This is a genomic window from Bacillus sp. (in: firmicutes) (genome assembly GCA_012842745.1).
Lineage (GTDB): Bacteria > Bacillota > Bacilli > Bacillales > Bacillaceae_J > Schinkia.
On the sequence record DUSF01000035.1, the window covers coordinates 165370 to 178351 of the forward strand.

At 36.2% G+C, this 12982-nt stretch carries 10 protein-coding genes; 9 read left to right on the forward strand and 1 reads right to left on the reverse strand.

Going from position 1 to position 12982, the window contains the following annotated elements; genetic code table 11:
* Window positions 1-16: 16 nt before the first annotated feature.
* Complete coding sequence (gene ytvI, locus GX497_05880; protein ID HHY72743.1) at window positions 17-1135, reverse strand: sporulation integral membrane protein YtvI; 1119 nt, start codon at window positions 1133-1135, stop codon at window positions 17-19.
* A gap of 447 nt (window positions 1136-1582) precedes the next feature.
* On the opposite strand from ytvI, the gene citZ reads away from it, so the two are divergent.
* The 9 genes from citZ (at window position 1583) to mutM (ending at window position 12982) form a co-directional block, all read left to right on the forward strand.
* Window positions 1583-2701, forward strand: a complete 1119-nt coding sequence (gene citZ / locus GX497_05885) for a citrate synthase (GenBank protein HHY72744.1) — start codon at window positions 1583-1585, stop codon at window positions 2699-2701.
* A gap of 130 nt (window positions 2702-2831) precedes the next feature.
* Window positions 2832-4103 (forward strand): NADP-dependent isocitrate dehydrogenase, encoded by a 1272-nt coding sequence (gene icd, locus GX497_05890; GenBank protein HHY72745.1) that lies wholly within the window; start codon window positions 2832-2834, stop codon window positions 4101-4103.
* A 111-nt stretch (window positions 4104-4214) separates the two neighbouring features.
* Window positions 4215-5153, forward strand: coding sequence for a malate dehydrogenase (gene mdh, locus GX497_05895; protein ID HHY72746.1), 939 nt, complete (start codon window positions 4215-4217; stop codon window positions 5151-5153).
* 102 nt (window positions 5154-5255) lie between these two features.
* Window positions 5256-5975, forward strand: a complete 720-nt coding sequence (locus GX497_05900) for a response regulator transcription factor (GenBank protein HHY72747.1) — start codon at window positions 5256-5258, stop codon at window positions 5973-5975.
* Complete coding sequence (locus tag GX497_05905; protein ID HHY72748.1) at window positions 5968-7386, forward strand: PAS domain-containing protein; 1419 nt, start codon at window positions 5968-5970, stop codon at window positions 7384-7386. The genes GX497_05900 and GX497_05905 overlap by 8 nt, the downstream gene beginning before the upstream one ends.
* 74 nt (window positions 7387-7460) lie before the next feature.
* Window positions 7461-8432: an FtsH protease activity modulator HflK gene (gene hflK, locus GX497_05910; protein ID HHY72749.1), complete on the forward strand. Its 972-nt coding sequence runs from the start codon at window positions 7461-7463 to the stop codon at window positions 8430-8432.
* Between the two features lie 5 nt (window positions 8433-8437).
* The gene (locus GX497_05915) at window positions 8438-9373 is read left to right on the forward strand and encodes a protease modulator HflC (protein ID HHY72750.1); all 936 of its coding nucleotides are present in this window, start codon (window positions 8438-8440) and stop codon (window positions 9371-9373) included.
* A gap of 88 nt (window positions 9374-9461) precedes the next feature.
* Window positions 9462-12098: a DNA polymerase I gene (polA, locus tag GX497_05920; protein ID HHY72751.1), complete on the forward strand. Its 2637-nt coding sequence runs from the start codon at window positions 9462-9464 to the stop codon at window positions 12096-12098.
* 44 nt (window positions 12099-12142) lie between these two features.
* Complete coding sequence (mutM, locus tag GX497_05925) at window positions 12143-12982, forward strand: DNA-formamidopyrimidine glycosylase (protein ID HHY72752.1); 840 nt, start codon at window positions 12143-12145, stop codon at window positions 12980-12982.

Consider the following 12982-nt stretch of genomic DNA (forward strand, 5'->3'; position numbering starts at 1 on the left):
AAAGTAACATAACTTTCTACGCTTCTTTTTTGCCGACAATATACGTCCACACGTCTTTAAACACATTAGCATCATGTAACGTATTAAAGAGGACTAGGGTAACAGGGCCAATAATTAAACCAAGAAATCCAAAAAGCTTAAAACCAACAAACAAGGCAATTAACGTAGCAAGCGGATCAAGTCCAATGCTCGAGGATAAAATTCTCGGCTCCATCACTTGTCTAACGATTAAAACAACTATGTATAGACTTCCTAATTTAATTGCTAACGAAATATCATTTGCAAAGATAAGATAAACAATCCATGGCACAAAGATTGCTCCAGTTCCTAAATAAGGTAGAACATCAACGAATCCAATAATTAAAGCAATCGTAACAGCATATTCAACCTTAAAGAAGAGAAGGCCTAATAATACGATAATCGTCGTGATTGAAATTAACGTAGCCTGGGCTTTAATAAATCCTATTAAAGCTTTCTTTAAATCATCATAAACAGTTCTGCCGCTTGATTGAAATTTCATCGGTAAAAATTTACGTCCGTAATCTTTTAAACGGTACCAATCCTTACTTATAAAGAAAGTTGCTAAGAGTGAAAAGATTAAGACGGTAGCTATATTAGGCAAAACACCTAGAAAGTTCGGAATCGCCCTTAAAATCACTTCGATCCATGCACTTACTCTAGATGCAATTGCTGTGCCAACATCTTGAATGTTTTTTATGATTGTATCCTGCTGCCCAGCATCTAAATCATTAAAAAAGATTAGAATTTGGTTGTAAAAAGGAATAATTTGATTCGTTACGTACTCCTCTACATATGCAACAAGATTTTCAAATTGTGTAGGAACAACTTTAGCTAAGTAATTAGAGCCTGAAATAATTTCCGCAATTAGTAAAGTTAAAAGACCTGCAACAACCCCGATAATTAATATTAATACAATGATAACCGCCAAGGTCCTCGGCATTTTTGTTTTATACTCAAAAAAATTTACTAAAGGATTCATTATAAAAGCGAGCACAAAGGCAATAATAAATGGGTAAGTAACGGATGAGACAAAATAAAGGCCTATTGGCACAACAATTATAATGGCTAGGACAAGCAAAAACCGTAAGGCTCTATAAATATATACTGAGTTCAACGATAACTTCCTTTCATTTTGTTGTTTTGTAATATTTTACAATGGAATAAGATTTAAAGAAAGAAAAAAAGTCGGCCATGTTGCCATGAAGTTGTGGCGATTTTTTGTCGAATATGTTACGATAATGTTAACGTGCAAATTGGAAGGTTGACGCACATTGTAAATCCAATTGTATTTCTACTTCTACTGTTAATTATAACAGTAATTGGTAGAAAACAATCAATTATTATTACAATTTCAGTTTTTTGAGGAAAAAAAGTATATTTTTATTAATTTTCTATTCACTTTTGATTCACAAAAGTCTGATTATTGTTTATAATAATTTTGTGTCTATCCTTCCGACATTTTTCGCATGAAGGAAATGTAAGCATTTTCTTTTTAGAAAAAGTCTTTAGGGTTGGGGTAAATTTATTAGTAAATTTTATTAGTAAAGGAGAGGGGTCAAGTATGACATTAGTAACTCGTGGTCTTGAAGGGGTAGTAGCAACACAATCAAAAGTAAGTTCAATTATTGATGATCAATTAACGTATGTGGGGCATCCAATCGATGATTTGGCTGAAAATGCAAGTTTTGAAGAGGTTGTATATCTTTTATGGCATTTTAAACTTCCAAATAAAGAGGAACTAGCCGAATTAAAGCAACAGCTTGCTGAAAATGCAAGTATACCTCAAGAGATTATTGATCATTTTAGATCATATCCTATCGATAAAGTACATCCAATGGCTGCATTACGTACAGCGGTGTCAATGTTAGGTCTATTTGATGATGAAGCAGATGTAATGGACAAGGAGGCAAATTATCGTAAAGCTATTCGTCTCCAAGCAAAAATGCCAACATTAGTTGCTACATTCTCAAGAATTCGCAAAGGATTAGACCCAGTAGCACCTCGTACTGATTTATCCATTGCAGCAAACTTCTTATATATGCTTAGTGGAAAAGAACCTGAGGCAATTGCAATCGAAGCGATTGATAAAGCATTAGTATTACATGCTGACCATGAATTGAATGCGTCTACATTTACAGCTCGTGTTTGCGTAGCGACACTTTCTGATGTATATTCAGGTATCACTGCTGCGATTGGTGCATTAAAAGGACCTTTACATGGTGGCGCAAATGAACAAGTTATGAAAATGCTAGCAGAAATTGGTTCTGTTGAAGCTGTTGATTCATATTTAGAAAATGCATTTGCTAACAAGCAAAAAATCATGGGCTTCGGTCACCGCGTATATCGTCAAGGCGACCCACGTGCAAAGCACTTACAAAAAATGTCTCAACAATTAACAACGCTTACAGGCGAGCCAAAATGGTATGAAATGTCTGTTAAAATGGAAGCGATTGTAAGAGAGAAAAAGAATATTCCTCCAAATGTGGACTTCTATTCAGCGTCTGTATATCATAGTTTAGACATTGAGCATGATTTATTCACACCAATTTTTGCGGTTAGCCGCGTTTCTGGTTGGTTAGCTCATATTTTAGAACAATATGACAACAACCGCTTAATTCGCCCACGTGCAGATTACGTTGGCCCACAAAAACAAGCATGGGTACCGATTGAAAATCGTTAATAAAAACTTTATACTATAATTACATTGAGGGAGGGATATTACTTCCCTCTTTCTCAGTGTGAAAATAAATAATTGTTTTTTGGTCAAATAGAGAGAGAGGACCAACAAAATGTTTAGGAGGTAAGGGAAAGTGACACAAGGACAAAAAATCACTGTAGACAATGGGGTATTAAATGTACCGAATAATCCTGTTATTCCGTACATTGAAGGAGATGGAATCGGACCTGATATTTGGGCAGCATCATCACGCGTATTAGATGCAGCTGTTGAAAAAGCATACAATGGCGAGAAAAAAATTGTATGGAAAGAAGTATTAGCTGGTGAGAAAGCATTTAACCAAACAGGGGAATGGTTACCACAAGAAACACTAGATGTTATTAAGGAATACATAATTGCAATTAAAGGACCTTTAACAACACCTATTGGTGGCGGTATTCGTTCTTTAAACGTTGCACTTCGTCAAGAATTAGATTTATTTACTTGCTTACGCCCAGTTCGTTATTTCAATGGTGTACCATCACCCATTAAACGTCCAGAAGACACTGATATGGTAATCTTCCGTGAAAATACAGAAGATATTTATGCTGGTATTGAGTGGCAGCAAGGATCTCCAGAGGTTCAAAAAGTAATTGACTTCCTTCAAAATGAAATGGGAGTAAATAAGATTCGTTTCCCTGAAACTTCAGGTATTGGTATTAAAGCAGTGTCTGCAGAAGGTACGAAGCGTTTAGTTCGTTCAGCAGTTCAATATGCAATTGATAATAATCGTAAGAGTGTAACGCTTGTTCATAAAGGTAATATTATGAAATTTACTGAAGGTGCGTTCAAAAACTGGGGTTATGAAGTGGCTGAAGAAGAATTTGGCGACAAAGTATTCACTTGGGCACAATATGACCGTCTCGTTGAAACAGAAGGCAAAGATGCTGCCAATAAAGCACAAGCAGAAGCAGAAGCTACTGGCAAAATCATCGTAAAGGATACAATTGCAGATATCTTCCTACAACAAATTTTAACACGTCCTCGTGAGTTTGAAGTTGTAGCAACAATGAACTTAAACGGTGACTATATTTCTGATGCGCTTGCTGCTCAAGTTGGTGGTATTGGAATTGCCCCTGGCGCTAATATCAACTATGAAACAGGACATGCTATTTTCGAAGCAACACATGGTACTGCACCTAAATATGCAGGCTTAGATAAGGTTAACCCTTCTTCTGTTATTCTTTCCGGTGTGCTTATGCTTGAACATTTAGGCTGGACTGAAGCGGCAAAACTAATCACCAACTCTATGGAAAAGACGATTGCCAGCAAAGTTGTAACCTATGATTTTGCTCGTTTAATGGATGGAGCAACTGAAGTTAAGTGTTCAGAATTCGGTAACGAATTAATTAAAAATATGGCATAATTTTAAGCATTAGGTCCAAATGAAATTGGACAAACTACTGAAAAATGTTTGTTTTTTAGGGACTGGCTGTATCGGTCAGTCTCAAAATCAGATAAATCAGGGGGAATAGAAATGACAATCAAGCGTAAAAAGATTTCTGTAATCGGAGCAGGTTTTACAGGTGCTACTGCGGCGTTTTTAGCAGCACAAAAAGAACTTGGAGATGTTGTATTAGTTGATATTCCACAATTAGAGAATCCTACAAAAGGTAAAGCTCTAGACATGTTGGAGGCATCACCAGTTCAAATGTTTGATGCAAATATTATTGGTACTTCAAACTACGAAGATACTGCTGATTCAGATGTAGTAATCATTACTGCCGGCCTTGCTCGTAAACCTGGCATGAGCCGCGACGATTTAGTTTCTACTAATGCAAAAATAATGAAAGCTGTTACGCAAGAAATTGTTAAGTATTCTCCAAACTGCTATATCATCGTATTAACGAACCCAGTTGATGCTATGACATATACAGTATACAAAGAATCTGGATTCCCTAAAAATCGTGTAATAGGTCAATCAGGTGTTCTTGATACAGCACGCTTCCGTACATTTGTTGCCCAAGAATTAAACTTATCAGTAAAAGATATTACAGGGTTCGTATTAGGTGGTCATGGCGATGACATGGTACCATTAGTTCGCTACTCATTTGCTGGTGGTATTCCGCTAGAAAAACTAATCCCGGCAGATCGTTTAGAAGCAATTGTTCAACGTACTCGTACTGGTGGTGGCGAAATCGTTAACCTATTAGGTAACGGTAGTGCTTACTATGCACCTGCTGCTTCACTAGTTGAAATGGCAGAAGCAATTCTTAAAGACCAACGTCGTGTATTACCAACTATTGCTTATCTTGAAGGCGAATATGGCTATGAAGGTATTTACCTTGGCGTACCAACAATTCTTGGTGGAAACGGTATCGAACAAATTATTGAACTTGAATTAACTGCTGAAGAAAAGGCAGCGTTGGACAAGTCTGTTGAATCTGTTAAAAGTGTAATGAACGTATTAGCATAATAACTTTTAAAAGAGGCTGAACCATTCAGCCTCTTTTTGTTATTTTATGTTTTTTGAGATTACGAAAAAAACATAGTATGATAGTGATGGGAGGGGCGTTATATGAAAAAAACAATTTTAGTTGTTGAAGATGAACATTCGATTGCTACCCTATTAAAATATAATTTAGAGCAAGCCGGCTTCGCTGTTGAAACAGCGATGGATGGAGAAGCAGGTTTGAAAATGGCGATTACAGAAACACCGGACTTAATGATTTTAGATTTAATGTTACCAAAAATAGATGGAATCGAAATTTGCAAACAGCTTCGACAACAAAAAGTATTAGTGCCAATCATCATGTTAACAGCAAAAGATGATGAATTTGATAAAGTATTAGGCCTAGAATTAGGTGCTGATGACTACATGACGAAGCCATTTAGCCCAAGAGAAGTAGTGGCGCGTGTGAAAGCAATATTAAGAAGAACGCAAATTATTGATGAGAAAGCAGAACAAGACATATTAGATACAGAAAAAATGACTCTAGGCGGTTTAGTTATTTTACCAGAGCAATACGAAGCATTTTTTGAAGATGAATTATTAGAGTTAACACCTAAGGAGTTTGAATTGCTTGCCTATCTTGTTAAGAATAAAGGAAGGGTATTGACAAGAGAGCAGCTGTTAAGCGCTGTATGGAATTATGATTTTGCCGGGGATTCGAGAATTGTCGATGTCCATATAAGCCATTTACGTGATAAAATCGAGAAAAATTCTAAAAAGCCAAATTATATAAAAACAATTAGAGGATTAGGATATAAGATGGAGGTCTATACACCTAATGATTAGACTTAAGATTAATATTTTTTTTCTATCCTTTTTTATTTTATTGATCATGTTAGTGATTTTAGGGGTTCTTCTTGGCTTGCAATTATCTACCTTTGCGGAATTATTACAATCCATTCATATGAAAAATTACGTTTTGATTTTTACTATCATGGCAATAGTATGTATTCTTATAGTAATAGTAAGAGCTAGATTTATCGGGCATTATGTTAAACCAATGGAGTCAGCGGTTATTGTTGCGAATGAACTTGCAAGAGGCAACTATAAGGCACGTATATTTGGAAATAGAATAAACGACACAAGTCTGCTTACCCAGTCCATGAATATTTTAGCAAGAAATCTACAACAAATGACAGCTGCTTATGAGGTACAACAAGACCGTTTGCAAACATTAATCCAAAGCATGGGAAACGGTCTTATTTTAATAGATGGGAAGGGTTATATAAATCTAGTCAATAAGTATTATGAAGATATTTTTGATATTAATGCTGATGAATATCTTACTCGTTTGTATTATAATGCGTTTGAGCATGAGGAAATCAAAGAATTGGTGGAACAAATTTTTATTACTGAAAAGTCTGTTCGAAAACAGCTCTATCTTCCTCTTAAAATAGAAAGACGACATTTTGATGTATATGGTGCACCAATTATTGGGACGAATGAGGAATGGAAAGGGGTCTTACTCGTCTTTCATGATATAACTGAGTTAAAGAAACTTGAGCAAGTAAGAAGAGACTTTGTTGCCAATGTTTCTCATGAATTAAAGACGCCAATGACATCGATAAAAGGGTTTACTGAAACGCTGCTTGATGGAGCGTTGGAAGATAAACAAATGTCTGAGTATTTTTTAAATATAATGTTAAAGGAAACAGATCGTTTACAATGCTTAATAAATGACCTATTAGATTTATCTCATATCGAACAAGACAGCTTTAAACTAACGATTTCACAAGTTGATTTAAAAAATATTCTTAATGAAGTAACCGTCATTTTACAAAGTAAAGCGGAAGAAAAGAAGATAACATTGCATAGTGTAATTGAAAAGGAAGGTCTAATCATAGAAGGGGATTTAAACCGCTTAAAACAAATATTTATTAACCTTATTAATAATTCTCTTACCTATACTGCTGATGGTGGTGAAGTGAAAATCGATTGTGTTGATATCGGTGACAAATTAAAGGTAATAATTACAGATACTGGTATAGGGATTAAAAAAGAAGAAATACCAAGAATTTTCGAGCGCTTCTACAGGGTTGATAAAGCAAGAAGCAGACATTCTGGGGGAACTGGTTTAGGTTTAGCGATTGTCAAGCATTTAGTCGAGGCCCATCGTGGAAAAATAACCGTCAAAAGTGATGTAAATAAAGGAACTATATTTGCGGTAATTTTACCGAAATATCAGATTCAAGAATGATTCATCATTTTTGAAACTTATTGTAAACATAAAACGTATTAATGACTACCATAGCAATTTAGGGGAGGTAGATCTTGGTGAGTTTGAAACGAATTTATACATCAATAGCACTATTTTTCATCATATTTATTCTTGGAATGGTCGGCTTAACGAGTTGGTATACAGTTGATGAGTCTGAACAAGCTGTTATTTTGACCTTTGGTAAAGTGGATACAGGCATTATTGAGCCAGGGTTGCATTTTAAAATGCCATGGCCTATCCAAGATGTGCAAAAGCTTTCTAAAGAAACTTTCAGTTTGCAATTTGGCTACAGAGAAGAAAATGGTGAGATTGTTGAGGAGCTTCCAGAAGATACAAAAATGATTACCGGGGATGAAAATATTGTTCTTGCTGATTTAGTCGTGCAATGGAAAATTACCGACCCAGGCAAGTTTTTATATAATGCCGAGGACCCACGAAACATTCTCTATAACGCGACATCAGCTTCTTTACGTGGTGTTATTGGAAGTTCAAAAATTGATGATGTCTTAACATCAGGAAAAGCAGCAATTGAAGCGAATGTAAGAGAGATGTTGACTAAGCTTGTAAGTGATTACGATATTGGTATTTCTATTCTTGCGGTAAAACTTCAAGATGTAGAGCTACCAAATGAAGATGTTCGTAAGGCCTTCACTCAAGTAACCGATGCAAGAGAAACAATGAATACGAAAATAAATGAAGCAAAAAAATATTTAAATAAGCGGAAACAAGAAGCTGAAGGGGAAAAGGATGCGACTATTTCGCAAGCAGAGGGTGATAAAGCTGCACGGATTGAAAAAGCGAAGGGAGATGTTGCCGTCTTCAATGCTTTATACAATGAATACAAAAAGCAGCCTGAGATTACGAGAAAACGGTTAGTTCTTGAAACATTGGATCAAGTATTGCCTAATGCAGAAGTTTATATTATGAATGATGATGGCAGCACATTAAAGTATCTTCCAATTCGACCGCTTGAAGGCAAAAATCCCGCTCCAGCAACGAAGACAGGTGAGAAGGGGGGAGAGTGATAACAATGAGTGATAAAAAAATTATCAATTTAGATGAATTGAAAAACAAAAATATAGAATGGCAAAAAATCACAAGAATAGGTATTAGTTTAGTCATATTTTTCGTTCTTATCGGTTTTATTCTAAGCAATGTCTTTGTTGTAAAACAAGGAGAATATAAGGTGATTAGGCAATTCGGTGAAGTTGTCAAAATTATTAAGGAGCCGGGTTTAAACTTTAAAATTCCATTCATTCAATCTGTCCAAACATTGCCAAAGTATCAAAAATTTTATGAAGTTCAACAAGCAGAGATTAATACGAAAGATAAGAAACGAATGTTAGTTGATAATTATGCAGTATGGAGAATTGAAGACCCCAAAAAAATGATTGCCAATTTACGTACTGTTGAAAATGCTGAGGCAAAAATGAGTGAATTTATTTTTTCAATTGTAAGAACGGAGCTAGGGCAATTAAATTATGATGAAATTATTGATGAAGAAAACTCCAACCGTGGTAGCTTTAATGAAACCGTAACAAACACTGTAAATCAATTGTTGCAACAGGATAATTACGGAATTATTGTAACTGATATTCGCATGAAGCGAATTGATTTGCCAGCGGAAAATGAAGAGTCTGTTTATAAACGAATGATTTCTGAACGAGAAACAAAAGCACAGGAATATTTATCGATGGGTGATGCGGAGAAAAACAGAATCATTGCTAATACGGATCGGGAAGTGAAAGAATTATTAGCAAAAGCGCAGGCAGATGCGGAAAAAATTCGCGCCGAAGGAGAACAAACGGCGGCCCAAACGTATAACCAATCATTTAGCCAAGACCCAAGCTTTTATAATTTATATCGAACATTGGAGTCTTATAAGCGGACTATAGATGGGGAAACGGTGATAATGCTTCCAGCCAACTCACCATACGCGAAGCTGTTAATGGGATATACACAGTAACCTTACTTGAAGCAATCGGAGTAATGCCGATTGCTTTTCTGTTTTTTATATTATCATGGTAAAATATAGTCAATAGGGAGGTTTTTTAATGAGCAAACAAAAGATTGTGTTAATTGATGGAAATAGTATTGCCTACAGGGCCTTTTTTGCATTGCCGCTTTTAAATAATGATAAAGGCGTTTATACAAATGCCGTGTACGGCTTCACGATGATTCTCATGAAAGTGTTAGAGGACGAAAATCCGAGCCATATTTTAGTAGCATTTGATGCAGGGAAAACGACATTTCGTCATGAAACATTTGCCGAATATAAAGGTGGGCGCGAAAAAACACCGCATGAGCTTTCAGAGCAATTTCCGTTTATTCGAGAAGTGTTAGATGCTTTTAATATCCCTAGATATGAGCTTGAACAATATGAGGCTGATGATATTATCGGAACATTGGCGAAACAAGCGGAGAAGGAACAAATTGAAGTGAAAGTGATTTCTGGGGATAAAGACTTGCTGCAGCTCGTTTCTGATTATGTTACGGTTTTACATACTAGAAAGGGCATAACAGATGTTGATACATATGATTTACAACAAATAAAGGAGAAGTACAATTTAACACCTGAACAAATTATTGATATGAAAGGGCTTATGGGCGATGCTTCTGACAATATCCCTGGTGTTCCAGGAGTGGGAGAGAAAACAGCGATTAAGCTATTAAGTCAATTTGGAACACTTGAAAAAACGCTTGAATCAATTGATGAGATAAGTGGAAAAAAACTACAGGAACGATTAACAGAAAATAAAGAGCAAGCACTCATGTCTAAAAGATTAGCGACCATTCATTGTGAGGCGCCGATTACTATCTCGATTCAAGATCTTGCTCGCCACGAAATGAATAAAGAAAACGTCATTAAAATTTTTAAAGAATTAGGTTTTAATACATTGTTAGGGCGATTAGGTGACAGTGCTGAACTAGAAATGAACAATGAAATGGCCGAAATCACCTATGAAATTGTTACGGAAATTACAGTGGATATTTTGGCAAATGAATCAGCAATAGTAGTTGAAATGATTGAGGAAAATTATCATGAAGCAGATATTATTGGTTTTTCATTAGCAAATGAAAAAGGAAGGTTTTTTATTTCAACAGAAATAGCTTTAGCATCTACTCTTTTTAAAAATTGGCTCGAAGATGGGTCTGCCAAAAAATATATTTTTGATGGCAAACAAGCGATTGTCTCCCTTCGCTGGAGAGGGATTTCTTTAAAAGGAATTGAATTTGACTTACTAATCGCTTCTTATCTTTTAAATCCGGCTGAAACAAATCATGAAATTACAGATGTTGCTAAACGGAATGGCTACATGAATATTAATGCGGATGAAGCAGTTTACGGCAAGGGGGCGAAACGAAAGGTTCCTCTTGAGAAAGAGTTAGCTGATCACCTCGTTCGAAAAGCCGATGCGATTTTTGAACTAAAAGAAAAAGCGGTTCAACAGCTAAAAGAGAATAATCAATATGATTTATTTAAAGAGCTTGAACTGCCGTTATCATGTATTTTAAGTGAAATGGAATCGACCGGTGTTATGGTTGACATTGAGCGCTTAGAAGTAATGGGGCATGACCTCGATATTCAATTAAAACAAATGGAAGAACAAATTCATGGGCTTGCTGGAGAGTCGTTTAATATTAATTCGCCGAAACAGCTCGGGGTTATTTTGTTTGAGAAACTAAATTTACCGCCAATCAAAAAAACGAAGACAGGTTATTCAACTTCTGCTGATGTTCTCGAAAAGCTTGCCGATCGGCATGAAATGATTCCATTGTTGCTGCATTATCGCCAGCTTGGAAAATTAAAGTCTACGTATATTGAAGGGTTGTTAAAAGTTGTTCATAAAGATACGAGTAAAATTCATACTCGTTTTAATCAAGCATTAACGCAAACAGGGCGATTGAGTTCAACTGAGCCGAATTTGCAAAATATTCCGATTCGCATGGAGGAAGGTCGGAAAATACGGCAAGCTTTTATTCCATCAGAACAAGGCTGGGTCATTTTTGCGGCTGATTATTCACAAATTGAGCTACGCGTCCTAGCGCATATTGCAGAAGATGAAAAATTAATGGAAGCTTTTAGACAAGGAAAGGATATCCATACGAAAACAGCGATGGATGTTTTTCATGTAGGTGAGGAAGAAGTTACAGCCAATATGCGCCGCCAAGCAAAAGCAGTCAACTTTGGCATTATTTACGGAATTAGTGATTTTGGTTTATCGCAAAACCTCGGGATTACGAGAAAAGAAGCGGCTACGTTTATAGAACAATATTTAAAGAGCTTTCCAGGTGTGAAAAAATATATGGATGATAGTATTCTCACGGCAAGAGCGAATGGCTATGTAACAACATTGCTGAATCGTCGCCGCTATTTACCGGATATTACGAGCCGAAATTTCAATGTTCGCAGCTTTGCCGAACGGACGGCAATGAACACACCAATTCAGGGAAGTGCAGCTGATATCATCAAAAAGGCGATGATTGATATGGTGGAGCGCTTAAAAAAAGAACAATTACAAACTAGGCTTTTGCTACAGGTGCATGACGAATTAATTTTTGAGGCACCAGAAAGCGAAATTGAAACATTAAAACAGATTGTTCCTGAAGTAATGGAAAATGCGGTCAAGCTTAATGTACCATTAAAAGTTGATTATTGTTATGGTGCAACATGGTTTGATGCGAAGTAAAGAGGGAAAAAAAGGGGTCAGACCCCGTAAAGGGAGGTGGGGTTGTGCCTGAACTACCAGAAGTCGAGACAGTCCGCAGAACATTACTAAATTTAGTAAAAGGCAAAACAATTGACCATGTTGAAGTGCTATGGCCGAAGCTGATAAAAGCACCTGACGATATTAAAAAGTTCCAATTGCTGTTAACAGGTCAAACGATTATTGATATCAAAAGAAGAGGGAAATTTTTGAAATTTATTCTTGATGATTATGTTTTAGTTTCCCATCTGCGCATGGAAGGCCGCTATGGTTTGTATAAGAAAGAGGAACCTTTTGATAAACATACTCATGTGTTTTTCACATTTACAGATAGTACCGAACTTCGCTATCGCGATGTAAGGAAGTTTGGAACGATGCATTTATTTGTGAAAGACACTGAAGAAAAAGAGCCGCCTTTATCGCAATTAGGTGCAGAACCATTTTTTGGCGATTTTACAATTCAGTACTTAAGTGAACACTTAAAGAAAACCGATAGAAAAATTAAAGTAGCTTTATTAGATCAAAAAATAGTTGTGGGGCTTGGCAATATTTATGTTGATGAAACGTTATTTAGGGCGGGGATTCATCCTGAACGTCCTGCGAAATCACTTAAAGCAAAGGAAATCAAACGACTACATCAAGAAATAATCGATACATTAAAAGAAGCGGTGGAAAAAGGTGGGAGTACAATTCGCTCCTATGTCAATAGTCAAGGCGAAATCGGCATGTTTCAGCTTGAATTGTTTGTTTATAGTAAAAAAGGTGAACCATGTAAAAGATGCGGGACAGCGATTGAAAAAATAACAGTTGCTGGCAGAGGAACGCACTTCTGCCCAAAATGCCAATCACTTAAGGGGAGGAAGTGA